Below are 23,929 nucleotides of genomic sequence, written 5' to 3'. Positions count from 1 at the left end.
AGCGCCATGGCTCGTACCGATCGTGATCGTTGGGATCTCGCGACGAGCGTCGGGGCGACGGCAACTATGGTCGCCGCTCAGCGAGCGCTGGCTTCCGACGCGACGCTAATCGATGACCCATATGCCGCGCCGTTGGTGCGTGCCGTCGGACTCGATGTCTACACGCGACTGGTCAATGGCCAGATTCCTGTTGACGAGAATTCCGAATTTAATCCGCAACGAATGGCCCAGGGGATGGCCTGCCGTACCAGGTTCTATGACCAATTCTTTGTCGACGCGACAGACAGCGGCGTCGGCCAGGTGGTGATCCTCGCGGCGGGTCTCGATGCGCGCGCTTACCGGTTGACGTGGCCGGCGGGCACCGTGGTCTACGAGGTCGACATGCCGGAGGTGATCGAATTCAAGACGGTGACGCTGAGCGATCTCGGTGCTGAACCGACCGCCGAGCGGCGCACCGTCGCCGTCGACTTGCGCGATGACTGGGCTGCGGCGCTGCAGGCGGCGGGATTCGACCCGCAGGCTGCTACCGCGTGGAGCGCCGAAGGGTTGCTGGTCTACTTGCCGGACGCGGCCCAGGATGGCCTGTTCGATAACATCACCGCTTTGAGTGCCCCCGGCAGTGGGCTGGCCTTTGAATTCGTGCCCGACACCGCTATTTTCGTGGACGAGCGGTGGCGCGCACACCATGACCGGATGAGTGAATTGGGCTTCGAAATCGATCTCAACGATCTCGTCTATCACGGTCAGCGCAGCCACGTCGTCGACTATCTGAGCCAGCGCGGCTGGCAGACATCGTCGCGCACGGCCAAGGACCTGTATGCGGCTAATGGCTTCATCTACCCCGACGACGACATCGCCGAGGCCTTCGCCGATCTGACCTACAGCAGTGCGGTGCTCGCCCGCTGATGCGATACCCCCGGCGCGGGCGAACGCCTAGTGGTGCAGAAGGTCATCTTTCATGCGGCTGGTGAGCATGTCCTGAAACACCGTACGAGCTGGCGCGTACAAATCGTGATAAGTCGTAACCAGCGCATCCCTGTCGTACTCCGGGATAGGGCCGTTGGGCGTCCAGAAGCTGTCGATATCCATCAGGAAAAATGGCCCAGGTTGGGCCTGCGTGACCCGGCGCAGGTGGTAATTCGGATCGAGCGCCTGACCGTAGCCCGGGCCGTAACGGAGAATGAGCGATTTGCCTGGCTGCGGTTCGCGATAGACGGCTGCGCCCTGCCACTCGGTGAGGGACAGACCACCAGGAGCGATGCGCTGGGGCCCGAGTAGCGGCTCCTCGATCCAGTTGCTCCACTCGACACGGCCATCCACGCCGACGGGCACTCGGATCTCTAACACGTAGCGCAGGCCGATTCGTTCCATTCCGACGATCGATGAGACCTGTGCGCGGGCGTCCACCACCCGCATGGCAATCTCGCAGAAGGCCTCGAAGTTGGTGTAGGCACTGGTCTCGACGACGATTGCTTGGTTCTTCATCGAGGCCGCAACGGTGTTGTCGCGGTTGACATAACGAACGAAGTGTTCCGCGGTCGGCGTCGGGGCTGTGCCGGGGGCCGCCATCCCCCAAGCCACGTCTTGAGCCTGACGTTCGATTGGCAACTGATCGGCGAGCAGGTGCTTCAACTCCCGGCCGGATGACTCGGTTAGGGAATCAGTTGCCGGATGACGGATCTCCATTGTGACCAGGGCAACGGGCCCGGTTGAGTTGACTCCATCGCCGTTCATCCAGGGAAGCATAGCCAACGATATGGCGGTAAAAACGCCGTTTGGCCGCACGTCGTGCCAGTGGATCCGGTGCCACCGTAGGTCGCTGGCAAGCGAGTTGCTGCCCGGCGCCATCGGGGTCATCGACGACGGCGCCAGCGTCGGGTAAGCGGTGGTAGCACCGGGTTTCGGTGCCCCCACTAGGACTCGAACCTAGGACCTGCGGATTAAAAGTCCGTAGCTCTACCAACTGAGCTATAGGGGCGCGGAGATTCAGGATACTGCGTTCGGTAACCGAGCTCGTTTGAGGATTGGGCCCACGGTGGCCTAAGCTGACTGGGCCCCCAACGGTAACTACGTTGCGAGTGCCCCGGAGAGATTCGGTTCTGGCCCCCTTCGTCTAGCGGCCTAGGACGCCGCCCTTTCAAGGCGGTAGCGCGGGTTCGAATCCCGTAGGGGGTACTGCGACGTGGTGACGCGGAGCATAAGCAAGGCCCTGTGGCGCAGTTGGTTAGCGCGCCGCCCTGTCACGGCGGAGGTCGCGGGTTCGAGTCCCGTCAGGGTCGCCAGCGCGGCGAGGCACACACGCTGCCTTCTGGCCAGGTAGCTCAGTCGGTATGAGCGTCCGCCTGAAAAGCGGAAGGTCGGCGGTTCGATCCCGCCCCTGGCCACTCAGTATCGGCCCAGTTCAGGGCATTATTTTACTCCTCCTGCTTACAGGATCCCGTCCTGTTCGGAGCCCTATGGGGCCAAAATGGGGCCAACTTCTGGCGCACATCGGATTTGCTAGGTGCTGAAGGTCGCCGTCTTGCGGGCAGCCGCCAGCGTCGCGCGTGCCCGCCGGTCCACAACACTTACTCTCCGGGCTGAAGTTCGCCCAGTGCGTGACCCATCGCTTTCTGAAGCAGGCGAAGGTCGGCTCCGGCCCGTCGCGACAGCGACGCATAGGTGTGCCGCAGCTTCTCGCGCCCGATCTGGGCGATCACCGTCGGCCAGCGGACCGAGCGCTTCCAGCTCTCTAGCCTCAGCCGCGATCCACGCGGGGATGCCACCGCCGGCGCTCCGGGTGCACGGTCGTCGATGCGTCCTTTGAATATTGGGACCAACAGCTGAGGGATCAGTACGGACCTGTGCCCAGCCTTGGATTTCGGATTGCCTTCCACGAGCTTGCCGCCGACCTGAGTAATCGAGCGGCGCATGCGCGCGGATTCCAGCTAGTCGTCGACATCGCCGCGCGTCCACCGCCGATGGCGACCGCTCAGCCGTACGTGATGGGGTCCCGGGGCTTGAATCCCGTGTTCTCGCTTCGCGGCCCAGTCGCGCAACGTCGATACCGGGACGCCGGTCAGTTCACGCACCTGACTTGCGGTCAGCATATCCCTGCGGTCCCTGCCGTCGTTCTCCATGATCCGACCCTTCTCCCCGCATGTAGGGCTAGAGGTGTGTGCTTATGCGACGGTCGCGCCCTATCCGATTTCAAGTCGCGTGTTCGCCCGTATCGTCGGCGGCTCTGCCGATGAACACCGCTTGATCGTCCGGATCAATCCCGATATCTATGGAGGCCCAGCTGAAACAGGCAGTCCAACACCAATAATCCTGAATATTGAGGGTCCGCTGGAAGGGGACGCCCTCAGCATCCTCCATCAAATACCCGGGGTCGCGACCAAGCCGGCTGCGGGCGGCCGCAAACGGCCGGACATTGTGGTCCGCGCTGGAGACGTCTCCCACGTCGTAGAAGTAAAGACGCAGCGCGAGACGAACGCTGCCGCTGCTCGGCAGCACATCGAATACGCCCGTCGACTTCCGGATGACACGCATCTCCTAGTCGTGGCACGAACTACGACCGAGGAAGCGCGCCGTCTCCTGGAGGATGCCGGCGTATGCATCATCGATGCTCAAGGCAACATGCGCGTCGAGCTGCCTGGCTTGTTCGTGTGGACGAAGGGGCGTCCAACCTCCGCCCCACGCGAAAAGCGTTATGAACCGCCAGTCAAACTCACTGGCAAGGCCGGAGTGGCCGCGCAAGCGCTCCTGCTTGAGCCGCTGCGCTGGTGGCAAGTTCGCGACCTAGCGAATGCTGCCAATGTTTCAGTTGGACAAGCACACCGTGTCCTCGCACGCCTGGAACGTGACCGACTAGTCGAGGTTCAAGGAAGTGGACCCAAGCGCACCCGTCGCGTGTCCAACCCGACGGCGCTGCTGGATCTCTGGGCCGAGGAGATGCGTGATCGCCGGGTAACTCAAGTCCGCGCGTTCCGCCTCGTGCGTGACAGCCGCGCCCATCCGCAGACCCTCAGCGGCATTCTCGCGGAGGCGAAGGTCGATCATGCAGTGACCGGTCCGGCCGGGGCGGCGCGCCTAGCTCCGTTCATCACCTCTATCCCTGTCACTGACATATGGATCACGGAGACCGTGGTTCTCGCCGATGCTGTGGAGGTCGTGGGCGCCGAAATCGTTGACGAAGGCCACAACATTCTGCTTAAGCAAGCGGCGAAGGACACGCTCTCGTCTTTCACACCACGGTGGAGAAGGTATCGACGGTCAATCGCTTCCGGTTGTACTTCGACCTGCGCCAAGACCCGCGACGCGGGCGCGAGCAGGCGAACCGACTCCGCGAGGAGGTTATCGGCTTTTGAGTAAGCGCCACTACAGCGACTACGACGAGGCAACGACGGCCCGCTGCGAACGGGCTCTCGTCACAGTGCTCGGCGACATCGGTCCATGGAGCAACCGCGTGTACCTCGCTGGCGGTCTCGCGCCGCGCTATATCGTCGGCACCCTTCCGGAAGGCGCGCGGCCGCACGTCGGCACGACTGACATCGACCTCGCGATCGGGCTGGCAGTTGAGGACGAGAGCCCCGAAGCGTACCGGACGCTGGAGAACAACCTGAAGAAGGCGAAGTTCACGGCGGAGCACTCATTCCGATGGAAGAGGAACGTAGAAGGCGTCACGGTCATCCTGGAGTTTCTCTGCGAGACCGACCAGGTCGATGCAGGGGCAGATCTTCAAACCCAAGCAAGGCACCGGGTCCGGCCTCGGAGCATTCAACGTGCGTGGTGCGCAGCTCGTTACGCAGGACTACTTCGAGTGCGAGATCGAAGCGGACCGGCTCGATGATGGCGGGAGGTCGCGGGTCACCGTGCGCGTCGCCAACATCCTCTTACACGGTGTTGAAGATCCTGGCCTTCCAGGATCGCCACGAGAACAACGGGACGGTCCCGCTGACGCTGGGTGCACCGCAGCGCAGAGCAGAGCACAATCCACACTCACGAGCAGGTACGCGACGCGCTGCAGCTGCTCGCTGAACGATTCGCGTCGATCGAACAGGACGGTCCACACGCCTACGCCGCTTTCCTCGCCGAGGTGGACGATGACGGGACGGCCGCGAGGCTCCGCCAGGAGGCGGTGGCTGTGGTCCGTACGTTTCTTGTGGCGATTCAGTGAGATGCCGCGCAATCAGTTCCACGATACGTCGGTGAGCCGCCGTATAGCGGTTGCTTCGTTGCCTATCGGCATCCATCTTCGAGACACCTGCTGGGCGATCAGGCGGCGTGCTGAGGGACGAGAGCGTTTCTGCTGCAATCAAATCCGCTGTGTCTGTCTTCGCGCCCCTCAATTTCTCAGCGGTCAAATCACGGGGTCAACGCCGGTGCAGGTCGGCGGTCGATGACCGGTTGCTGTTGGGTGTCGCGGCCGAAGCGGCGTAGCCGTAGCGAATTAGTCACGACGCTGACCGATGAGAATCCCATCGCGGCGCCCGCAATGACGGGGTTGAGTAAGCCGAGTGCGGCAAGAGGGATGGCGGCGGTGTTGTAGCCGAACGCCCAACCGAGATTTTGATAGATGGTGCGTAGGGTCTGCCGTGACAGCTCGATCGCCTGCACGACGCCGTCAAGACGGCCGGACATCAGGGCGATGTCGGAGGCCTCGATGGCCACGTCGGTGCCAGTGCCGATCGCGATTCCCAGATCGGCCTGCACCAGTGCAGGCGCGTCGTTGACGCCATCGCCCACCATGGCGACCACTCTGCCGTCGCCCTGGAGTGCCCGGATCGCGCTGACCTTATCTTCGGGTAGCACCTCGGCCAACACTCGTTCGATCCCGACCTGCTGGGCGATCGCAGCCGCGGTGCGGGCGTTGTCGCCGGTGATCATGGCGACGTGTAGGCCCATCGCGTGCAGCCGTCCGACTACTTCGGCGGCGTCGTCTTTGACCGTGTCGGCCACTGCGAGCACACCCACAACGTGGTCGTCGCGCCCGACGAACACCGCTGTGCGGCCCTGGTTTTCGAGTTCGGCAGCGGCTTCGGCAAGGTGTTCGGGCAGATCCAGGTTGTGGTCGTCGATGAGTTTGCGTCGCCCGACGAACACGGGGTGAGCGTCGATTTCGGCGCGCACTCCGTGGCCCGCGACGTTGCTGAACGCGGTGGCGGCCGGTATCTGCAATCCGCGTTCCCGGGCGCCGGCGACAATGGCCGCGCCGATGGGGTGTTCGGAGCCCGCCTCGACCGCGGCGGCGATGCGCAGCACGTGATCGGGCTGGCGGCGCTTGCCGGCAATGACATCGGTGAGCTGCATTTGGGCGCGGGTGAGGGTGCCGGTTTTGTCGAACACCACGGTGTCGATCTTCTTGGAGGCTTCCAAGACCTCGCCGCCTTTGACCAGGATGCCCATGTCGGCGCCCCGGCCCGTGCCGACCGTGACCGCCGTGGGGGTGGCCAAGCCCAGGGCGCAGGGGCAGGCGATGATCAGCACCGCGACCGCGGCGGTCATGCCGGCGACCGGGTTGGCAGCGAGCAGCGCCCAGCCCGCGAACGTCGCAATTGCAACTCCGACGACGGCCGGCACGAACACCGCCGAGACCCGGTCGGCCAAGCGCTGCACGGGGGCCTTGCCGCCCTGGGCTTGCTCGACCAGGCGCACGATTTGGGCCAGCGCGGTGTCGGCGCCGACGGCGGTGGCGCGTACCGTCAGCACGCCGTTGGTGTTGACGGTGGCCCCGGCGACATGGTTGCCCACGGTTTTTTCGACGGGGACGGACTCGCCGGTCAGCATCGACTCGTCGACGGCGGCGCGCCCATCGGTGACCTCGCCATCGACCGGGATCTTCTCGCCGGGCCGTACCCGCACCAAGTCTCCGACTTGCACTTGGTCAACCGGGACGAGCAGTTCCTGGCCATCGACGAGCAGGCAGGCTTCCTTGGCGCCCATCTCCAGCAGCTTGCTGATCGCCTCCGACGCCTTGCCGGTGGCCCTAGCCTCGAAATAGCGGCCCAGCACCACGAACGCGATGATCAACGCGGCGGTGTCGAAAAACAAAGGGCCACCGGCGAACAACTCGTAGGTGGAGTAGAGGAACGCGGTCAACGTGCCCAGCGCGATTAGCGTGTCCATATTGGCGGTCAACGCCCGTGCCTGCTGTACGGCCCCCTTGAGGAACGGCCACCCGGTGACGAATTGCACCGGTAGCGCCGCGGCGAAGGCCAACCACCCCGCCCACGGATAGGCGCCGAACAGCATCGGCGACGCCATCGCCAGCAGCCCTAGCGGCATCGCCAGCCACAGCCGCCGCAGCCACGTCCGGCGCTGGCGCTCGTTGTCCTCGCGCGGCGACAGCTGCCCGCAGCTGGCCGGTCCCGACCCGCAGCCGCCACCGGTGTTGGTCGGCATGTCATCGTGCGGTGAGCGGCCGAGCAGGCGACGAATGCTGCCGGTGATTTTTCGCACCACACCGGTGTTGCGGGCATCAGTCGAGTGGGGGGCACGTGCGGGTACTGATTCTGCGGGGATGTGCTGCGCGTCGGCGATCGCCGTCAAAACGGCCGCAGTGTCGCAGCTTTCGGGTGAATACAAGATCACCACTGACGCCGTACGCGGATAGGCATACACCGCGCCCACGCCGGTCACCTTGGCGACCATATCCTCGATCGCGACAGCCTGAACCGAGTCGAAGCGAAACCCACTGGTCTGCACACGCATTCGTCCGGAAGCGTCGGAGATGACTTTCAGCGCAACGCCGTCATCAGCGATCGTGTCAGTCGTCATTGGTGTTGCCTCACTCGGTCGGTGTCGCCGGTGCGATGTCGTCTGCTAGACGCTCTTTGGCCTCGGCGATCACATCGGCAGTGGTGAGTCGGGCCCGTTCAGCACTTTCGCCGGCTTTGCGTTCGGCCTCGCGGGCAATACGGATGCCCCAGGCCGTGACGGTGACGGTCGCTGCGCGCAGCGGAACTTTCGCGAACCCCTTGCGCACCGCCTCGTAGGCCGCAACCCCAACCGCACCGGTCACCACGGTGGGCACCGCCTTGGCCATAAATCCATGCAACGCCAACATCTTCAACGTTCCCCTTTCATCTCATTCGCCCGCCACACGGCGGCGCGTGGTAGCTTCTGGCTGGCACCAAAATCTGGCGGTGATTACGTGAGGCCGCCCGCCGTCGCCGGCTCCTTATCGCGAGGTTCACCGACCGCCGCACCACCCAGCTGGGCCTGCGGACCGGTCAGCGCCGGAGTGAACTTGACGGCATCGATCAGCTCATCGATGGCCGCTTGTCCGCGGCCATCGATCACCGCCGAGGAAAAGCACGTCTCCAGGTGGTTGTGCAACATCACCCGGTTTGCCCGCTCTAGCGAGGACTGCACCGCTGAGATCTGCTTCATCACGTCCACGCAGTAAGCGTCGGATTCCAGCATCCGAATGATCCCGTCGAGGTGACCCCGAACCGTCTTGAGCCGGTTCAGCGCCGCGTGCTTTTTGGCCGTCAATTCGTCGCCCATAGCTGCCTCACAACTCCTATTGATATCGGACCTGGCCCATCATACCCCACCCCACCCGGGGTGGGTACTGTTGGAGTAGTAATCGTATTCTGGGCATCAACCGAAGGGAGCGACTACGTGGACAACGGCCATGTGCATGGATGGACGCGGACCGATATCTGGTTATCGGCAACGCCCTCCCGGCGATCCTGTTTATCGACGGATACCTGGCCGTTTGGACCGCCGTCGGCATTCCAGCCTTTGTCGCGTCGACCCGTCTAAACCCGGTAATGCACAGCTGTTCGTGGGTCGGACGCGTCGCCGGCGCGGTGGCGCTCGTCGCGGGGTTGCATCAGCTCAGCCCGTACCGTCTGGGTAAACACTCAACGCCAGAAAATTGAGAACCTATAGGTTGCCATTCAGGATTCCAGCGTGAGCTGGCCGAGTAGCGCCTCGACCAGCGGGCGCCGCCTAGCTGCAGTGGTCGGCCAGCCCGGTTGGCCGGCAGCGAAGTGCGCGGCCAGCAGGTCGTGGTCGGCCTGTGCCGCGCGTGTCGCCAGCACGGCGGCCTCCGGTGCGCTAACACTGGCGCGCATGTCGTGGCCGAGCAGCGCGGCAGCGGCGGTGCGTAGGTCGAAGTCGTGATGGCGCAGCGCCCACTGGTCTGGTTCGGCGTAAAGCCGGTCGAGGTCGCCGGCGTACCAGTGCACCGCCAAGGCCAGATCCGGGCCGTCTTTGTAGTTGTGGTCCGCGGACCGATCTAGCCATGCGTGCAGTTTGAGGACCGCATAGTTCGGCGGTTGGGGAAGGTGGACTGTCAGGCCGCCAGGGAGAGGCAGAACATCGGCACGCAGGTAGGCGTCGGTGCATCCGTGGACGTTCATGAGCTGGTTGCCTGGAGGATGGCGGGTTGTGCCGGTGGGCGACTCCACCTCGCCGAACGGGAGAACATCGACGGCGCGGTCGGCGATCAGGAATCGGTGCCCGGTGCTGCCCAGGGCGCGGAAGGTGGCGCGAATTGCCTCGAAGTGGTCCCAATTGTTCAGGGTCACTGCGATATCGGTGTCGTTGGTGGCCCGCGGCGGCACCCCGCGGCAGAAGCGCCAGTGCAGTAGATCGCGGCACTGTGCCCCGACGAGCATCAGCTGTTCAGCCGGCACGACGTCGGCAAGTGCTGTGACGATCGGTGTCACCCAGGCCAGGAGGACCGGGTCATAATCGGGAGAGTCGCTCATCCTGCCTTCTCATGAGGTGGGCGACTTCGATCTGGCGCGGCTCGCGCGAGGCAAGGAGGTCGGCATAGATCAAGGCCGCGGGAGCCAACCCCGGTTGCTCGTCAGGTAGGTTGCGCCAGAATAGCTTTCGGATCACGATGCTGCCGTGTGGGTCGCGGTGCCAGCGGTTGTGTATAAGCAGGTCGGCGGGTAGCCCGGGCGCTGGGGTGCCGACGTAGAGCATCAGTGATTCGGGATTGCGGATTTCGTCGGGCAGGGCCTGTTCACCGCTGACCGCCACTGCGAGTCCGTCGGGTGCGGACCACGTGTGGATATCACCGCTGGCGACCAGGAGTTTGTTGGCCCGGCCCAGACCCCCCGGATAGGCAGCCGCCCACAGGTCCAGCAGCTGATCGGTGCGCACCAGCCTGCGGCGGGAGCCGAGGTGTTCGAGGAAGCCGGTAGTGCGCAACGTATCCATCGTCTGCTTGGCCATACCGACTGAGACGCCGGCACTCTCGGCGATCTCACGCAGCGGCGCGTCGACCAGTTGCGGTGCGTCAAGCAGTACGCAGACAACCTGCGCGCGCTTGGGGGTGAATGGGTTACGCGGTCCATCGCTGTGCAGTCCGTCACCGAGGGTGCCCGGTTGTGCGGACACAGCTGACCGTCGGCCGCGCACGTCGATGAGCAGTCCACCCTGGTGCCGCAAATAAGCGTTCCCAGCTCCGTCGATGTACCAGAGTCCGCGAGCCCGCAGCGTTTCAGCGCTCGACGGGTGCAGACGCGGGCCCACCACAAGCAGCGGCGAACCGGCGCCGGCGGTATCCCAGGCCTGCAGTGCTGCCGTTGCCGACAGGTGAGGAAGGTAGAGGGCAGTGATCGTGAGGGGGTGACCGTCGATCTCAAGGTCTAGTGATTCGGGATAGGCGGAGTTCAATGCTGATAAGCCACCGAGCACCCGCACTCCGTATTCGGTGAGGTGACGCTCGACGGCCACGGCGAGATCAGTCCCGATCTGGTCCATGCGTTCAGTATAGTCGTATGTTCAGTTTTATTGAACATAATGATTTATTGAACACGTTAGGTCGGAGCTGGTCTAGAGTTCACGGAAGCTGCTGAGGCAGAGCAGTATCACGCCAGCGAGTCAATGCGCGAGGCAGAGCGGGCAGCGGATAAGTAACTGCCGGCCGACCTCATTGGGCGGTTGAATATCGGCTCGTCAGAGCATACGTAACGCGAATCAGCACCATAAGCGGAACCGACACGATCGACAACATCATCGATGACGACGATGACAACAACGGCGACGAGTTCTCAGTTCTTGTTGTCGCCGTCTCTGATCGCCGTGGCCACCATGTCGCGGACGTCACTACCATCCCTGGGATTGCTTTGGGCGCGTTGGGCTCGTCGGCCGGTGGTTTCCGACGCGCCGAGCGACAATGCTGGACGTGGATCAGCCCGAATTTGTGTTCGCGACACGGGAAGGCTACGACCGCACAGCTGCTTACTACGCTGAGCGGTTTCACCACCATCTTGATGACAAGCCGGTCGACCTGGCTGTGGTGACCGCATTCGCGTCATTGATCCTGAAGGGCAAGAACAGGTGTGTCGTTGATGTTGGCTGCGGGACCGGAGTAACTACCGCGTTACTGGCCGATTGTGGTGTGACCGCATCCGGGATCGACGTGTCTTCGAATATGGTTTCGCAAGCGCGGCGGCTCAACCCTGGCCTGCGGTTTAGCGTCGGGTCGATGACGTCCCTTGATGTCGCTGATGGCAGCGTCGCTGGCGTTTGCGCGTGGTACTCAATCATTCATGTTCCCGACGAGTACCTGGCGGGCGTGTTCGGCGAGTTTTACCGAGTGCTAGTGCCGGGCGGCCTGGTGCTGTTGGCGTTCCAAGTTGGTGACGAGCCTCGGGTGCTTACCAACGCATTCGGTCACGAGGTGCACTTGACGTTTATGCGTCGTCAGCCTCGGCAGGTCGAAGATCAGTTGGCTGGTGCGGGCTTTCGGGTCTACGCCAAGCTGGTGCGTCAGCCGGACGACGATGGGCTTGAGTCGACTCCCCATGCCTATCTCATCGCGCGAAAGCTCTAGTGAAACATCGCGGTTAGTCATCGGCAGCGCGGTTTTCTCGGGCGAGCAGTCGTTGTTTTCCGCGATGCAAAGGTTTGCTGCGCGAATCCGATGGTGACGGTGGCCGTGGATGGCCCCTTTAGGACGGGCGTACCACACCACCAGATGCCCGATGTTGTCTGTGGGTCGTTGTACCAACTTGATCCGCGGTGCGTAGATTTGCCTCGCGTCCGACGAACCGGAGAGGTCGAGGTGAAGACCGAGAACATCAACCACGCATTCCTCGATGGTGTCCTCGACGGCAGCCATGAGGATGTCTACTACCACGTCGGAGTAGCGTCCGCCGACCCGATTCTTGATGAGCTCCGCGATGTCAAAGCAGTCATCCTGGCCGGCACTGGGGAGCGCATCATCAAGTTCGCTGACCGTTGGAGCGAGCTCAACGGCGGGTCTCAGGTCTCCCCGGTCATCGCCTTCCCCAAAGAGGACCGGTTCGTCACCAGGTACACCGCCGGCGTGCTCTTCGCCTCCCACGGCATGGGCATGGCCAGTGCCTCGATCGCGCTGCAGGAGCTCATGCGCCTGGTGTTCTTCCTCAAGCGCGGCGACCTCAAGGCCTTGGATCAGGTGTTCTGGTGCCGGGTCGGCACCAGCGGCGGTGTCGGACTGCCCGGCGGAACCGTGGTGGTGTCATCCGAGGCCCTGATGGCTGATCTCCAGCCTTACCGACTGCTCAGGGGCGGCGACGGTGAGTACTGGTTCGATGGGCGCTTCCCCGCCGATACCCACAACGCCATCATCGCCGCCAACGAAGGCATCGATGACCTGACGGTGGTGTCCGGCAGGACGGTCAGCGGCAACGAATTTTTCCTCGAACAGTTCCGTCTCGACGGCGCGGTATGCCTCGAGACACCGCAGACAAAGATGGCGTGGCTGCGGTGGCTCGACGAGAACGGTGTGCGCAACATCGAGATGGAGGGCGCCATGATCGCGAGCTACCTCAATCACTGGGGCTTCCCGAAATTCGCGATGATCTGCTGCACGCTGCTCAACCGGCTCGAAGGTGACCAAGTAACGGCCTCGCCTGAACAGCTACGCAAGTTCAGTGAAGATTCAGGGGCGGCGTTGTTCAACTACCTCAAGGCCAGCCTGCTGGGTGCCTGACCAACCGATTCTGGTCGAGCGTGACGCGAAACCGTTCTACGCCAGGGTATTTCTCGCCCAACGTGGTAACTGTAAAGCCGTTTGATTGGGTAGAAGCCGACAGCCTCCGCATCGGATTCTGCGACGACAGACAACCCGGGTGAAACCAGTCCCAGCAGGGCGTTGAGCAAGTGGAACCGGCCACCACCTGTATTCCGTCGGACCGGGCATCATCCATATCGCCGCCAGGAGGACGGGCGGAGCAGGAAGCACCCAGCCCTAGGCGCTGACACGGAAATTGGTGGACTTCTCGTCAGCGGATCGTGTCCACACCCAGGCGAAGACCCCGCCCGCGACTGCGACGGCCGCCAGCACCAACATCGAGGTCGTGATTGCCACCGATGAAGCGCTCACCGCAGCCCGCTTGATGGCTTCGGCGGCGTCGTTGGGCAGCGCTGCCAGGATGCCGTTGGCCTGCGAGAGATTGCCGTCCTGAACCGCCCCGGCGTACTGCGCAGCCACATGCCGCAGTTCCGGTCGATTATCGAGGCCCGCAGCGACCTTCGATGCGGTGACGGTGCCGATCACCGACGTCACCAGCGCCACGCCAAGTGCCGCAGGGATATTGAAGGTCATCTGGATGAGCCCCGATCCCATCCCGGCACGTTCGGCGTCTACGGCTGACATGGCCGCAGTGTTGCATGCTGGAAGCGCGACGCCCACGCCAATACCCATGAGTGTCAACGGAATTACCATTTCCGCTAGCGTCGTGTCTGGGCTGAAGGAAAGCCCGATCCAAGCCAGGGCCATGGCTTGCATCGTCAGGGCAACCGTCATAGGGAGGCGGGGGCCGACCTTGTCGACCCATCGGCCGGCCGATGGTTGGAAGACTATGCAGCTGCCGGTCGTTATCACGATGACCCAGCTGGCCTTACCCGGCGAGTAGCCCAGGACGTTGATGAAGAACAGCGACCCGACAAACGTCAGAAATGGAATGTAGACCAAGCCGACCGCGCTCTGGGCGAAGAATCCGCCGGAAAACAGGCGCTGTTTCCACAGGCCGAAGTCCACCAGAGGGTGGGTGGTCCTAGTTTCCACGACACCGAAGAGCGCCAGCAGGATGAGGCCCGCCGCTAGGGATCCCCAGGTCCCCTGGGAAGTCCAGCTCACCGACGAGTTCTGCAGCCCGAACACGAGCAGCGTAACTGCGGTGCCGCCCAAAATCAGGCCAAGCCAGTCGTACTTCCCCGCAGCTATCACGCTCTGGTATCCGTGAGTCGCCGCGAGGGTGACGACAATGACCAGCGCTGTGAGCGGCACGGCCACCCAGAACACCCAGCGCCAGCTGGCGATCTGCATCATCCAGGCGGCAAACAACGGGCCAACGAGCAAACCGAATCCGTGCGCGAACCCCCACACGCCAACGGCGAACCCCCGTCGGGCTCTCGGGATGGAATTGACCACGATCGACAAGGTGGCCGGGGCGGAAATGCCGATACCGATGCCTTGGATGGCCCGACCGCCAATCATGAACGGGCCGGCCACGGCGATGGCCGACATCACCAGACCGGCGCCGAAAATGATGAAGCCGATGACAATCATCTTGACTTCGCCGAGCAGATCGCCCAGGCGTCCGCCCGCGACGAGCGCAGCACCAAACGCCAGGCTGTAGGCGGTGATTGTCCACGTTTGTGCGGACAGGCCAAGACCGAGGTCTGCCTTGATCGTGGGCAGCGCTGGGCCGATCACAGTGCTGAACATTTGCGCGACGAGGGCGCCGAAGCTCATCGCGGCCAGGATCGCCCACGCCGCCTTGCTCGTTTTCCGGCTGTCGACGGCGATCGCCACCGCGGTGGTTTCATTCGCCATTGCCGAGCGTTCCTTCCCGCGGGTCGAATGCTTGGGGAAGGAGTTGGGCCATCGTCTGCACGCCTTTCGGGGTCATGACTTCCAGTTCGGGTCCGCCGTGTTCGTAGAGCAATTGGCGGCAGCGACCGCACGGCATCAGTGGGTCACCGTTGCCGTCGACGCAGTAGACGGCAACAAGTCGGCCGCCGCCGGTCCCATACAACGCCGAAATCATCGAGCACTCGGCACACAGCGCGAGCCCGTATGAAGCGTTTTCAACGTTTACCCCCGTAATGAGCCGGCCGTCATCGACGAACCCGGCTACCCCGACCGGGAACTTCGAGTAGGGCGAGTAGGAATTCGCTCTGACCGCGACCGCGGCCTTCCGCAGCGTGTCCCAATCCACGTCGCTCATCTGACCGGACCTCCCGCGTGAACACCGACGCGTAACCGGCGTCCGGCTGACTGCGTCAATCTAGCATCGGGATGCCTTGAAACGTGATGCCGGCTTCAGCCTGTCGCAGACCACGGCCAGCACTGATAAGTGGGCCGGTGAAAAACGCCAGCGGTTGTTTCGTTTTCATGCACCGGGAAGTCCTCGGGGCGGTGCTTCAGGATGAAACAGGTTCTAGGTCAGTTCGACCACGTCGCTACCCGTTCTCCGATCATGATTGAGACAAGGTTGGTATTGGCGCGTGGGGACACAGGGATGATCGAGGCGTCGGCCACCCGGAGCCCCTCGGTGCCATACACCCCGCAGCGGCTGTCCACTACCGCTGTGGGGTCGTCAGGGGGACCGCAGCGCGCGGTGCCCGTGGGGTGGTGGGCGCTGACCGCCGCCCGCCGAATGAAGTCGTCTAGCGCCGAGTCCGAGTGCACCGTGGTCTCGTCCATATCAATGATCGCCTTGGTGAGTGCCGCAAATGCCGGCTGCCGTAGCAGCTCCCAGCACAGCCGGACCCCCTCACGTTGGCGGCGCAGATCCTCCGGATCACGGCCATAGTCGATCTCGATACGAGGCGGCGCGGCAGGGTCGGTGGACACCGCACGCACAGTGCCGCGCGCCCGAGGGGCCATCAGGTTGGAGGTCACCATGAAGGCCCAACCGTCCGGCGTGGCGCTCGCTAAATGCGGCGCAAAAACCTTCAGGTCGACATGGTTGAGTGCGTACAGCTGCATGTCATTCCGCACCGCCGACCCGGGTGCTGTGTAGCGCAGCACGACCTCGGCACATGGGTCGGCCGGATCACACAGGCCGGGCCGTGGCAGTAGCACGATTGCGACCTGCGAGTGATCGGCGAGGTCGGAACCGACGCCGGGTCGGTCGGCGACGACGGCAACGCCGAGCGCACGCAGCAGGTCCGCCGGGCCGACCCCGGAGCGCTGCAGAATCGTCGGTGTGCCGTAGGTTCCGGCGCACAGCGTGACCCGGTCGGCATGCACGGTTCGTGGTTGCCCATCGGCAATCAACCGGACCCCGATGGCCCGCGACCCGGCGAAGAGCACTTTGTCCACCAACGCGTCAGGCAGGATCGTCAGATTCGGTCTGGCACGCACCGCATCCAGATAGGCCGAGGCCACCGAGATTCGCTGTCCGTCCGTCGTGAGGTTCAGCGGAACCGCACCCACGCCGGTCGCATCTGGTGCGTTGTGGTCGGCGGTCGACGGGAATCCGGCGGCGCCAGCAGCCTTTACCAATGCCGCCGAGATCGCTGACCACTCCGCGGAGTTGCGTCGTCGCACAGCTAAGGGGCCGACAGTGCCGTGGTGTGGGCCGTCGAAGTCGGCGTCGGCCTCCAGGCCGCGAAGGAACGGCAGTACCTCCGGCCAGGACCAGCCCTTCCAGTCCGCGAAGTCATCGGGCTGCGGCCGCAGGGCAATACAGCTGTTGATCGCCGAGCAGCCGCCGACGACCCGGCCCCTGGGCAGCGACAGTTCCGCGCCGTCGTCACGGAAGCCGACAAACCCCCAGTCGTGCAACACCATTGAAGGTGTGTTGCCGTTACGCAGATCATGCGGTAGCTGTGACTGATCCGGGTAATCCGGACCAGCTTCCACCAGTAACACTCGCCGCCCCGTGGTAGCCAAGCGAGCGGTCAGCGCGGCACCCGACGAACCTGCCCCAACTACGATTTCATCGAACTCAGAATACATGCGAACTTCCTTCGGGGACATCGCGATCCGCAGTAGCCGACCGGTCGTCCGGTCGGCGGGAGTGTAGCAGGTTCAGCTGCATCACCAGGGGCAACCGTGATCGGGCCGAACGGCTGACCGAGATCGACGCGGAGGCCAGGTGGGCGGCCAAGAACGCGCAGTGATCTGTGCACCGGTTGTGGGTTGTTGAGGAGTACTGGGCTTTCGTTGGCGGCGGCGCGTGTCGCGGCAGGTCCAGTTCCTTTGCTTGGCGCTCATTACTCGGCGACGAAGTCGGAATATGCATGCAGGTGGTGTGCTTACAGGTGCGACTTCAGCGTGTTGTCGGCACCTCATCATCGTAGAACAGACCCTGGCAGGCGGTGATCGCTAGGTCTGTGCGGACAGACCAAGATTCAGGTTCGCCTTGATGGTCAGCAGCGCCGGGCCGGACAGCGCTTGTTGCTACGCCGAAGGTGCCAACAGGTCGTTGAGCAGCGAGTTGGCGACATCGCAAATTTCTTGGAGGTAGCGGTAGGCGTCTTGGCTGGGGCTCAGATCGTTGGGCGGCCAGAGCAGTTCGTGTCGTCCTCTGGTCAGACCAACCAAGCGTTGATGGCCGGCAACGGCGTTGAGTCGCACCAGGTACCCAGCCCCGTCGGTGTGGCCGTGGACGTTGAGTTCGATGCCGGGATCGCCGACCAGCACGCCGGCACTGAGCGCCCGATAGACCAAGTCCGACAAGGCCGACCCGGCGCAGTCATCAGCAGGGTTGGGGAGGTCGCGTTCCAACCCATCGCCTTCGGCGGCCATCCAGCGGGTGAACGCGTCGTCGTCGATGCGGAACGCGATCGGAGTGCCGTTGACAGTAATAGCGAAGGATGCTGCACTGTCAACAGTGTGGGTAGTTTTGAGCATTATCACCTCTACTTTGGGCGTTATCGAGGGTCTTTAGACTGAGCGCGCGACGCTTCGCACTGGATGAGTCCATATTTGAAGGTGTTGGGCGCGTGATCGCCTGGGCGCCAGGCTAATCAGGCAAGGTGTTGGAGTGAACCGGCTTCGATATGCCAATCTCCTTGCAATGACCACAATGTCGCGATCTCGAGTCGAGGTTGAATTGTCCGGCTCCTCAGCGCCCCCGTTCCGGGCCGCATCGTCGCCAGGCTAGACATAACGGTGCGGCATTATCGAGTCACATCGCGACGTCTTGCCGTCTCTTTTTACTGCTCATTCAGTCACGTATGCGGGTCTCGTTAAGTCTCGTTTCGATAGGGCCGCCGCGGCTACCTCAGATGCCGCTGAGTCTTGCGTCGCACATGGGTCGATGTCGCGGTCAACGGCAGCGTCTTGCAGTGCCGTGCCGCCTATTTGCTCACTCCGTGACTTCGTCGAGCGGGATCGGCCTGTCGAACTGGGTGCGGCTAGTGAGGGCCTCGTAGACCCGCCGGGGCTCACCCAACGTAACCTCGGCCAAGTCGATATTTTGGGTCGACTGAGGGTCCACACGCACCCATCGCCATGGTTCGGCGACCACTTGGGTGTCATTGATAAAGCCTGTGTAGTAACCATCGAGGATGGTTTCGCCGGGCAGCACCGCAAGGTGTAGCGAACCGTAGAAGTAATGGTCATTGCAGTTGCGGAAATATCCCATCAAGTGGCGGCCAAACAACCGTGCGTTGGTCTCGGTTTCGTGCCCGTGAGAGTGGCCTTCGGCACGGGGCGCCGGCGGATAATTCCTCGACTTCGTGCCGCGGCTCGTTGCGGTCACTGACGACAGGTCGATATGACATTGCCGGGTGCCTCCTAAAAGGTAACCCGTGACCCATAGGCCTCCCAGGATGGCGGGGGCAAGGGCGGGAGCGACCGGCGACAGCACATGGTCGTCATCCTTAGCTGGCGACTGGTTCTGATGTTCGTCATGGTCAAACAACTCCTTTGCTGTCCAGCCAGGAAACATCTGCTCCAGCACTGCGCAGTGATATGGCCGTGGGAGGCTGTCGACCTGGCCTCCGACCCATCGGTAATACTGTGCCTTCGTTGGGGGCGTCGCGGGTCGCGGCAAGTCCAGTTCTTTTGCCCGCCGCTCGTATTCGGCGACGAAATCGCCATAAGCATGCAGGTGGCGGTCCTGTAGCAGAGCCTTCAACGCGTTGCCCATATGTCAACCGTAGAGTATTTGCTCTCATGTCAAACATAGAGCCATAAGACCGGATGCGACTGCATGCGACTCGAATGAGCACGAAAGTACGCACCAGAGTGTCTTTCCGCTCGGCACGTCCACCTATAGCGTCGAGCAGATGGGTGCCACCACGGTTTTCAAGGACTACGCCAGCGTCTATGCAGCATGGTCGGCAAAGAATCCAGCCAACCGCGATTACGACCGCCCGACGGTTCTGCGCCTCATCGGTGACATCGACGGCAAGCGTGTGTTGGAGCTCGGATGCGCTGCGGGTGCCCTCACCGCTCTCCTCGTGGACCGCGGGGCCGATGTTCACGCCATCGATGCGGAGCCACAGATGATCGAGCTCGCCCGCCAGCGCCTGGGAAACAAGGCCCGCTTCGAAGTAGCAGATCTTGAGCAGCCGCTGAATCTCGCCGCGCCCAGCAGCATCGACGTCGTCGTCGCATCGCTGGTCCTGCACTATGTTCGGGATTGGGCGACCCTGCTTGATGAGCTGCACCGCTGCCTGGTCCCGGGGGGTGTGCTGGTCTGCTCGCTACACCACCCAATCAACGCGTGGCTGTTGTCTGATCGAACCGACTATCACCGTGTCGAGCTGGTAAACCAGGAATGGGATTGGGACGGGCTATCCGTGACGGCCAAGCCCTACCGTCGGTCCTTGTCGGCGATCTTCGGAGAACTACGGCGAGCAGGCTTCGCTATCGACGCCGTGGAAGAACCACAGATCCCAGCCAGTCCGGACATTGACCCGGACCTGCTACACATGCTGAACACCCAGCCGTTCTTTTTGTTCGTGCGAGCTGTCCGCGCCGTCTGAATTCGACTCGTTCTCCCGCCATCCCTACGAACAAGCGCGAAAAGCACCGCCCTGGATCAGGATCAACAGGCCGATACCGATCAAGACCCCCGGTAAGACAATGTGGTCCCAGCGAGCAAGCGATCCAGCGACGAGCGGGCGAGACGCCAAGTATCTGGCCAGCAGGCAACAGACTGCTATACCGACTAAGAAGATCACCATAAAAACTGAGATGCCCGCCACGCTCTCCACCGCGAATATCGGTACATAGACACCGATGTTGTCACCGCCGTTGGCAACGGTAACCGCGGCGACATGAGAGACGCTCGGGCCGCGATTGCCGTCGGTACCGATCGCCGGGAATGCCTCGCTGCCGGCGGGTGTTCGGCGTTCCCGCCATACCCGAAATCCCGCATGCAATCCCAAGATGATCGGAACGAATCCGAAGTACGTCAACACCTCCTGTGATAGCAGCGTTTCACCGACTAGTGCCGTGGCCACTGAGACCGCAAGCAGCGCTATGAAGCCCAAGTACTGTCCCGCGACAATGCGGACGGCTGTTCCTCGGTGGGCGTCAGCCTGACCAAAGAACACGGCAAGCATGACCAAGTCATCAACGTTTGTGGCCGCGAACGTGCCGACTGCCCCAGCGACGGTACCGAGAATCACTGTGTCCCCTTACAACCGAAGCGGCGGCCATGAGCAGACTAACTGGCGACATGTGAGGCGTATGTTGTTGGTTGCCGTCAGTTCGCGAGCGGAGTAGCCGGGATCAGCAGACGTGACGACGAATGGACCGTATTCAGGCTGCTGGTGCCGACGCTGGCGTGACGGAAGTTCATGATTGCTGGCGTCGACGGGTCCTGGTCATCGCTGCTTAGCACCAGTCGAATGCGGTGGCCGGCCTTGAATCGTCGAGCGTTGGGAACCAACGGGATTCGATAGACGACGTCCTCGCCCAACGGTACTGCGTGTGGGTTCCGACACGGCAATATCGGTGCGCCGGGCCGGCTGGCCGCCTCGTCGACTTCACGCATGCTGGCACGCAACCAGCCTGCCGTCACTGCAGAGGCTTCCCCGTCAGGCGCGACGTCCTGCAGCGTCGCGATCCAGGCGGTGTCGATCGCCGTCGCCGATGCGACTAGCCGCAACTCGATGTCGCCAACCATATCCATGTCCTGGCTCAGCGGCGCGCTGGTCCAGGTCAGCGTCGAAGGCGGATCGATCTTGCTGGGCTTGACCCGCCCGAGCCCGGATCCCAGAACCATGAACTCACGGCTTCCCGGCTCGCCCTCGGCTTCATCCAAGGCGCCGTCGGCGCGCAGCGCCAGTTCACGATGTGCGGCGTCGGACGGCGGCCAGGTGTCAGCGGTGCGCCACTGGTCGGCGCCGGGCAGGAAGTATCGGATCGGTGGTCCGTCAATGATCCCAGTGTCGCGGCCCTTCAGCCAATGGTCGTACCAGGCCAGCGCCTCGATGTGCAGGCTTTCCCATGGCCAGGTCAGTCCGAACTTGTCGAGCAGGCTCATCCTCACACATCCGTTGTGCAACAGCCCTTTCCACGTGACAAATGTCGACGGAAGGTGTAGCGGAACATTCTCCCAGTCGCACCCGAGGTACACCGGAATATTGATTTCCTTCAATAGCGGCAATAGATTTCGCTGATCCCACCATTGGTCGCGGGTTGGTCGCCTGACCGCTACCTCTTGCCATAGCTCGTCCCACGGATGCGGATTGTGTGGCAGCTTGATTAGTTGGCGCAGCATCGTCACCGCCGCCTCACCGTTCATGGTTCCGAACTTCTTATGCAGCCGTGGGCTGTTCAGCACACGTCGAGCCAGTGCGACGAGCCTGCTGCGCCACAATTTGTCGCTGCGCTCGGAAGTCAGACCGACCATCGCGAGGAACGGTGTGACGAAGGACGAGCTCATTAGCCCGTGGTGGTTGGCGCCCTCATACATGTCCGATGTAACGGCGACGGGAAAGATCGCCTTGAGGTGCGGCGGGCGCTCGACGGCTGCCTCGAGCTGGGTCATCGCGAAGTAGCTGATGCCGATCATGCCGACGTTGCCGTCGCACCAGGGTTGAGCCGCGACCCACTCGACCAGATCGTGCATATCCCGACGTTCCTGAGCGTCGAACAAGCCGAAGGTCCCGCCGGATCCGCAGGTTCCGCGCACGTTGGCGATGACGTGCGCATAGCCACGCGGCACCCAGAAGTCCGTCACGCCTGCCTCGATAAATCCGGCTGGGGCACCTAAGTTCTGCACTTGCCGCGGGTAGGGAGAGGCGGCCAGCAGCGCGGGGAAGCGGCCGTCGGAATCGGGCCGGTGGACATCGGCCAAAAGCTCGGTGCCGTCGCGCATGGTGATCGCCGTGTTGTTGTCGCTGCGGGACGTGTACTGCGGCTCGCTGAGGTTTCGGTACGTCCGTCCGGTGGTTTGCGGGCCGTTAAGCATGGCGATCATAGTTTCACGATATGTTGAAACTAGTTTCAACGCAAGATGAAATTAGCGATATGGTGAGGTGATGGCGACGCGATCAGTTCCCCCGGGTCCCCGCGACGAGCGTGGCGTGCTGGCCGCGCGCATCCTGGCCGCGGCCCGCGATGAGTTCGCCGAACATGGCTGGGCCGGTACGGCAATCCGCGCCGTCGCCCGTGCCGCGGACGTCGACCCGGCGCTCATCTACCACTACTTCGGCTCCAAGGAGGGCCTGCTCGACGCCGCCACCGCGCCGCCGCAGAAATGGCTGGACGCGGTCGCCAAGACATGGGCGATGCCGAAGGCCGATCTGGGAAGGCAACTGCTGCGCAACGTGCTAGCTAGCTGGTCTGACGAGGACGTCGGTCCCGTGCTCCGGGCAGTGGTGCTGACCGCGGCCCACGAGACCAGGACCCGCGAAAAGCTGCGGTTGGTAGTCGAAAGCGGCCTGATAGGCGGCTCAACCCTGGGGGACGACGACGGCGAACGGCTGCGCCGCAGTGGTTTGATCGCCAGCCAGCTGATCGGCTTTGCGCTGTTGCGGTATGTCTGGAAGATCGAGCCGATCGCGTCGATGTCCGACGACGACGTGGTGGCGGCGATGGCGCCGAACCTGCAGCGCTATGTCGACGGTGACATCACCGGCCCGTGCTGAGCTTAGTGCCGACTAGCCCGGACAATCTGCCGCAGTTTCTCTTCGGCTCCGTGAACCAGGACAATGCTTACATGCGTATGGTGTGGCGATTCCGCCTGCTGGCGATGGTCGCTGGATTGGTTGCCGTTTCGGCTGCTGCCTGTGACGCCGTGCACGGTAGCCGAGGTTCTTCTGGCTTTTCATCGCAGTCCAGGACCGTCACGGCCGTGCCGGTCCAGCCCGCCGACACAACGGTTCCCTCAGGTCCTCGCGTGCCGCCAGTGAGCGCCGCGGCGCGCGCGGCCGGGTTCGTCGACGTTCGGAGCGTGGTTCCAGATGCAATCATCGATCTGCGTTATGCGACGCCGCGCAACGTCACCGGCGCGCGGTTGTACCCTGCCGATGCCCGATGCCTGGTACACCAATCCATGGCTCAAGGTCTCGCGGCTGCCGCCGCCGTGTTGCGTCCGCGGGGGCAGGTGTTCGTCTTCTGGGACTGCTACCGGCCGCATGACGTCCAGGTAAAGCTGTTCGATGTGGTTTCGAACCCAGCCTGGGTGGCGCCACCGGGCCGGTATGCCCACAGCCACGAGGTGGGGCGTTCGGTGGACGTGACATTCGCAAGTGCGCAACAACAGTGCCCGGCCGAACGGCAAGAGGGCGGCCTGTGCCTTGGCGACATGGGAACAGATTTCGACGACTTCTCTTCGGGGGCAAAGGCATTTGCGACCCAGGGCGTCACTGCCGAAGCTCAGGCGAATCGTGCCCATTTGCGGGCCGCGATGAGCGCCGGTGGGTTGAGTGTGTACGCCGGTGAGTGGTGGCACTTCGATGGTCCCGGTGCCGGAGTCGATCACCCAATCCTGAACGTATCGGTCGACTAGCGTGATCGCCGTGCGCGCGTTGTTGCGAAGTGCGGCAGCAATTCTGGGTCGTGCCTCAT

General features: G+C 63.2%; 26 protein-coding genes and 4 tRNA genes. 13 read left to right on the top strand and 17 right to left on the bottom strand.

Going from position 1 to position 23,929, the window contains the following annotated elements:
* The first annotated feature begins 6 nt into the window (after nucleotides 1–6).
* The gene (locus B586_RS16765) at nucleotides 7–906 is read left to right on the top strand and encodes an SAM-dependent methyltransferase (protein WP_054879352.1); all 900 of its coding nucleotides are present in this window, start codon (nucleotides 7–9) and stop codon (nucleotides 904–906) included.
* A 27-nt stretch (nucleotides 907–933) separates the two neighbouring features.
* Here B586_RS16765 and B586_RS16760 read toward each other — a convergent pair whose 3' ends face one another.
* Entirely contained in the window at nucleotides 934–1,746 is an 813-nt protein-coding gene (locus B586_RS16760; RefSeq protein ID WP_047315260.1) for a TIGR04255 family protein, read from the bottom strand.
* Between the two features lie 159 nt (nucleotides 1,747–1,905).
* A tRNA-Lys gene (locus B586_RS16755) sits at nucleotides 1,906–1,978 on the bottom strand.
* Between the two features lie 124 nt (nucleotides 1,979–2,102).
* On the opposite strand from B586_RS16755, the gene B586_RS16750 reads away from it, so the two are divergent.
* The 3 genes from B586_RS16750 (at nucleotide 2,103) to B586_RS16740 (ending at nucleotide 2,384) form a co-directional block, all read left to right on the top strand.
* A tRNA-Glu gene (locus B586_RS16750) sits at nucleotides 2,103–2,175 on the top strand.
* Nucleotides 2,176–2,205: 30 nt separating this feature from the next.
* Nucleotides 2,206–2,282: transfer RNA gene (locus B586_RS16745), tRNA-Asp, on the top strand.
* 28 nt (nucleotides 2,283–2,310) lie between these two features.
* Nucleotides 2,311–2,384 (top strand) — tRNA-Phe (locus B586_RS16740).
* Between the two features lie 183 nt (nucleotides 2,385–2,567).
* On the opposite strand, the gene B586_RS16735 is transcribed toward B586_RS16740, so the two are convergent.
* The 3 genes from B586_RS16735 to B586_RS16730 form a co-directional block, all read right to left on the bottom strand.
* Entirely contained in the window at nucleotides 2,568–2,912 is a 345-nt protein-coding gene (locus B586_RS16735; protein ID WP_054879353.1) for a site-specific integrase, read from the bottom strand.
* Nucleotides 2,913–2,927: 15 nt separating this feature from the next.
* Nucleotides 2,928–3,119: a helix-turn-helix transcriptional regulator gene (locus B586_RS20450; RefSeq protein ID WP_236971309.1), complete on the bottom strand. Its 192-nt coding sequence runs from the start codon at nucleotides 3,117–3,119 to the stop codon at nucleotides 2,928–2,930.
* A 70-nt stretch (nucleotides 3,120–3,189) separates the two neighbouring features.
* Nucleotides 3,190–3,531: a hypothetical protein gene (locus tag B586_RS16730; RefSeq protein ID WP_054879354.1), complete on the bottom strand. Its 342-nt coding sequence runs from the start codon at nucleotides 3,529–3,531 to the stop codon at nucleotides 3,190–3,192.
* A 9-nt stretch (nucleotides 3,532–3,540) separates the two neighbouring features.
* On the opposite strand from B586_RS16730, the gene B586_RS16725 reads away from it, so the two are divergent.
* The 3 genes from B586_RS16725 (at nucleotide 3,541) to B586_RS16715 (ending at nucleotide 5,158) form a co-directional block, all read left to right on the top strand.
* Nucleotides 3,541–4,353, top strand: a complete 813-nt coding sequence (locus B586_RS16725; protein ID WP_054879355.1) for a hypothetical protein — start codon at nucleotides 3,541–3,543, stop codon at nucleotides 4,351–4,353.
* Nucleotides 4,346–4,831, top strand: coding sequence for a hypothetical protein (locus B586_RS16720; protein ID WP_054879356.1), 486 nt, complete (start codon nucleotides 4,346–4,348; stop codon nucleotides 4,829–4,831). The genes B586_RS16725 and B586_RS16720 overlap by 8 nt, the downstream gene beginning before the upstream one ends.
* Before the next feature lie 114 nt (nucleotides 4,832–4,945).
* On the top strand, nucleotides 4,946–5,158 hold the full coding sequence (locus B586_RS16715; protein WP_054879357.1) for a hypothetical protein: 213 nt from the start codon (nucleotides 4,946–4,948) through the stop codon (nucleotides 5,156–5,158).
* A gap of 188 nt (nucleotides 5,159–5,346) precedes the next feature.
* Here the strand turns inward: B586_RS16715 and B586_RS16710 are convergent, their stop codons facing one another.
* The 3 genes from B586_RS16710 to csoR form a co-directional block, all read right to left on the bottom strand.
* Nucleotides 5,347–7,692 (bottom strand): copper-translocating P-type ATPase, encoded by a 2,346-nt coding sequence (locus tag B586_RS16710; RefSeq protein WP_156406912.1) that lies wholly within the window; start codon nucleotides 7,690–7,692, stop codon nucleotides 5,347–5,349.
* A gap of 76 nt (nucleotides 7,693–7,768) precedes the next feature.
* Nucleotides 7,769–8,044, bottom strand: a complete 276-nt coding sequence (locus B586_RS16705; protein WP_156166264.1) for a DUF1490 family protein — start codon at nucleotides 8,042–8,044, stop codon at nucleotides 7,769–7,771.
* Nucleotides 8,045–8,130: 86 nt separating this feature from the next.
* Complete coding sequence (gene csoR, locus B586_RS16700; RefSeq protein WP_047315214.1) at nucleotides 8,131–8,490, bottom strand: copper-sensing transcriptional repressor CsoR; 360 nt, start codon at nucleotides 8,488–8,490, stop codon at nucleotides 8,131–8,133.
* 140 nt (nucleotides 8,491–8,630) lie between these two features.
* Between csoR and B586_RS16695 the strand changes: the two genes are divergently transcribed.
* On the top strand, nucleotides 8,631–8,870 hold the full coding sequence (locus tag B586_RS16695; protein ID WP_054879359.1) for a copper chaperone: 240 nt from the start codon (nucleotides 8,631–8,633) through the stop codon (nucleotides 8,868–8,870).
* Between the two features lie 18 nt (nucleotides 8,871–8,888).
* Here the strand turns inward: B586_RS16695 and B586_RS16690 are convergent, their stop codons facing one another.
* Nucleotides 8,889–9,704: a hypothetical protein gene (locus tag B586_RS16690; RefSeq protein WP_054879360.1), complete on the bottom strand. Its 816-nt coding sequence runs from the start codon at nucleotides 9,702–9,704 to the stop codon at nucleotides 8,889–8,891.
* Nucleotides 9,682–10,710 (bottom strand): type IV toxin-antitoxin system AbiEi family antitoxin, encoded by a 1,029-nt coding sequence (locus B586_RS16685; protein WP_047315217.1) that lies wholly within the window; start codon nucleotides 10,708–10,710, stop codon nucleotides 9,682–9,684. The genes B586_RS16690 and B586_RS16685 overlap by 23 nt, the downstream gene beginning before the upstream one ends.
* Before the next feature lie 415 nt (nucleotides 10,711–11,125).
* Between B586_RS16685 and B586_RS16680 the strand changes: the two genes are divergently transcribed.
* A complete protein-coding gene (locus B586_RS16680; protein WP_054879361.1) occupies nucleotides 11,126–11,785 on the top strand; it encodes a class I SAM-dependent DNA methyltransferase in 660 nt (219 codons plus the stop codon).
* 231 nt (nucleotides 11,786–12,016) lie between these two features.
* Nucleotides 12,017–12,928, top strand: coding sequence for a uridine phosphorylase (locus B586_RS16675; protein WP_236971307.1), 912 nt, complete (start codon nucleotides 12,017–12,019; stop codon nucleotides 12,926–12,928).
* A 258-nt stretch (nucleotides 12,929–13,186) separates the two neighbouring features.
* Here the strand turns inward: B586_RS16675 and B586_RS16670 are convergent, their stop codons facing one another.
* The 5 genes from B586_RS16670 to B586_RS16650 all read right to left on the bottom strand — a co-directional run bounded on the left by B586_RS16670 (nucleotide 13,187) and on the right by B586_RS16650 (nucleotide 19,049).
* A complete protein-coding gene (locus tag B586_RS16670; RefSeq protein ID WP_054879362.1) occupies nucleotides 13,187–14,776 on the bottom strand; it encodes an MFS transporter in 1,590 nt (529 codons plus the stop codon).
* Nucleotides 14,766–15,170, bottom strand: coding sequence for a cytidine deaminase (locus B586_RS16665; RefSeq protein WP_047315220.1), 405 nt, complete (start codon nucleotides 15,168–15,170; stop codon nucleotides 14,766–14,768). The genes B586_RS16670 and B586_RS16665 overlap by 11 nt, the downstream gene beginning before the upstream one ends.
* 218 nt (nucleotides 15,171–15,388) lie before the next feature.
* Nucleotides 15,389–16,909, bottom strand: coding sequence for a GMC family oxidoreductase (locus B586_RS16660; RefSeq protein ID WP_054880851.1), 1,521 nt, complete (start codon nucleotides 16,907–16,909; stop codon nucleotides 15,389–15,391).
* A 444-nt stretch (nucleotides 16,910–17,353) separates the two neighbouring features.
* Nucleotides 17,354–17,806 carry a hypothetical protein gene (locus B586_RS16655; protein ID WP_211141517.1) on the bottom strand — a complete coding sequence of 151 codons (453 nt, stop codon included), beginning with the start codon at nucleotides 17,804–17,806 and terminating at the stop codon, nucleotides 17,354–17,356.
* Between the two features lie 457 nt (nucleotides 17,807–18,263).
* Entirely contained in the window at nucleotides 18,264–19,049 is a 786-nt protein-coding gene (locus B586_RS16650; RefSeq protein ID WP_047315221.1) for a hypothetical protein, read from the bottom strand.
* A gap of 139 nt (nucleotides 19,050–19,188) precedes the next feature.
* On the opposite strand from B586_RS16650, the gene B586_RS16645 reads away from it, so the two are divergent.
* Entirely contained in the window at nucleotides 19,189–19,890 is a 702-nt protein-coding gene (locus B586_RS16645) for a class I SAM-dependent methyltransferase (RefSeq protein ID WP_054879363.1), read from the top strand.
* A gap of 24 nt (nucleotides 19,891–19,914) precedes the next feature.
* On the opposite strand, the gene B586_RS16640 is transcribed toward B586_RS16645, so the two are convergent.
* Nucleotides 19,915–20,538, bottom strand: a complete 624-nt coding sequence (locus tag B586_RS16640; RefSeq protein ID WP_054879364.1) for a cadmium resistance transporter — start codon at nucleotides 20,536–20,538, stop codon at nucleotides 19,915–19,917.
* Nucleotides 20,539–20,615: 77 nt separating this feature from the next.
* Nucleotides 20,616–22,337 carry a CocE/NonD family hydrolase gene (locus B586_RS16635; protein WP_054879365.1) on the bottom strand — a complete coding sequence of 574 codons (1,722 nt, stop codon included), beginning with the start codon at nucleotides 22,335–22,337 and terminating at the stop codon, nucleotides 20,616–20,618.
* Between the two features lie 61 nt (nucleotides 22,338–22,398).
* Between B586_RS16635 and B586_RS16630 the strand changes: the two genes are divergently transcribed.
* Nucleotides 22,399–23,007 carry a TetR/AcrR family transcriptional regulator gene (locus tag B586_RS16630; protein WP_054879366.1) on the top strand — a complete coding sequence of 203 codons (609 nt, stop codon included), beginning with the start codon at nucleotides 22,399–22,401 and terminating at the stop codon, nucleotides 23,005–23,007.
* A 71-nt stretch (nucleotides 23,008–23,078) separates the two neighbouring features.
* The gene (locus B586_RS16625) at nucleotides 23,079–23,870 is read left to right on the top strand and encodes a M15 family metallopeptidase (protein ID WP_054880852.1); all 792 of its coding nucleotides are present in this window, start codon (nucleotides 23,079–23,081) and stop codon (nucleotides 23,868–23,870) included.
* Nucleotides 23,871–23,929 lie beyond the last annotated feature (59 nt).

The organism is Mycobacterium haemophilum DSM 44634 (assembly GCF_000340435.2).
Lineage (GTDB): Bacteria > Actinomycetota > Actinomycetes > Mycobacteriales > Mycobacteriaceae > Mycobacterium > Mycobacterium haemophilum.
The sequence above is the reverse complement of the archived record's forward strand: the minus strand, read 5'-3'. Positions and strand labels throughout refer to the sequence as shown.

Bases quoted from the DNA above. Each gene is read 5' to 3' on its own strand.
- B586_RS16765 (WP_054879352.1), top strand. From the start codon at position 7: ATGGCTCGTACCGATCGTGATCGTTGGGATCTCGCGACGAGCGTCGGG.
- B586_RS16760 (WP_047315260.1), bottom strand. From the start codon at position 1,746: ATGCTTCCCTGGATGAACGGCGATGGAGTCAACTCAACCGGGCCCGTT.
- B586_RS16735 (WP_054879353.1), bottom strand. From the start codon at position 2,912: ATGCGCCGCTCGATTACTCAGGTCGGCGGCAAGCTCGTGGAAGGCAAT.
- B586_RS20450 (WP_236971309.1), bottom strand. From the start codon at position 3,119: ATGGAGAACGACGGCAGGGACCGCAGGGATATGCTGACCGCAAGTCAG.
- B586_RS16730 (WP_054879354.1), bottom strand. From the start codon at position 3,531: ATGCGTGTCATCCGGAAGTCGACGGGCGTATTCGATGTGCTGCCGAGC.
- B586_RS16710 (WP_156406912.1), bottom strand. From the start codon at position 7,692: ATGCGTGTGCAGACCAGTGGGTTTCGCTTCGACTCGGTTCAGGCTGTC.
- csoR (WP_047315214.1), bottom strand. From the start codon at position 8,490: ATGGGCGACGAATTGACGGCCAAAAAGCACGCGGCGCTGAACCGGCTC.
- B586_RS16695 (WP_054879359.1), top strand. From the start codon at position 8,631: ATGGACGCGGACCGATATCTGGTTATCGGCAACGCCCTCCCGGCGATC.
- B586_RS16690 (WP_054879360.1), bottom strand. From the start codon at position 9,704: ATGAGCGACTCTCCCGATTATGACCCGGTCCTCCTGGCCTGGGTGACA.
- B586_RS16685 (WP_047315217.1), bottom strand. From the start codon at position 10,710: ATGGACCAGATCGGGACTGATCTCGCCGTGGCCGTCGAGCGTCACCTC.
- B586_RS16680 (WP_054879361.1), top strand. From the start codon at position 11,126: ATGCTGGACGTGGATCAGCCCGAATTTGTGTTCGCGACACGGGAAGGC.
- B586_RS16670 (WP_054879362.1), bottom strand. From the start codon at position 14,776: ATGGCGAATGAAACCACCGCGGTGGCGATCGCCGTCGACAGCCGGAAA.
- B586_RS16665 (WP_047315220.1), bottom strand. From the start codon at position 15,170: ATGAGCGACGTGGATTGGGACACGCTGCGGAAGGCCGCGGTCGCGGTC.
- B586_RS16660 (WP_054880851.1), bottom strand. From the start codon at position 16,909: ATGTATTCTGAGTTCGATGAAATCGTAGTTGGGGCAGGTTCGTCGGGT.
- B586_RS16655 (WP_211141517.1), bottom strand. From the start codon at position 17,806: ATGCTCAAAACTACCCACACTGTTGACAGTGCAGCATCCTTCGCTATT.
- B586_RS16650 (WP_047315221.1), bottom strand. From the start codon at position 19,049: ATGGGCAACGCGTTGAAGGCTCTGCTACAGGACCGCCACCTGCATGCT.
- B586_RS16645 (WP_054879363.1), top strand. From the start codon at position 19,189: ATGGGTGCCACCACGGTTTTCAAGGACTACGCCAGCGTCTATGCAGCA.
- B586_RS16635 (WP_054879365.1), bottom strand. From the start codon at position 22,337: ATGATCGCCATGCTTAACGGCCCGCAAACCACCGGACGGACGTACCGA.
- B586_RS16630 (WP_054879366.1), top strand. From the start codon at position 22,399: ATGGCGACGCGATCAGTTCCCCCGGGTCCCCGCGACGAGCGTGGCGTG.
- B586_RS16625 (WP_054880852.1), top strand. From the start codon at position 23,079: ATGCGTATGGTGTGGCGATTCCGCCTGCTGGCGATGGTCGCTGGATTG.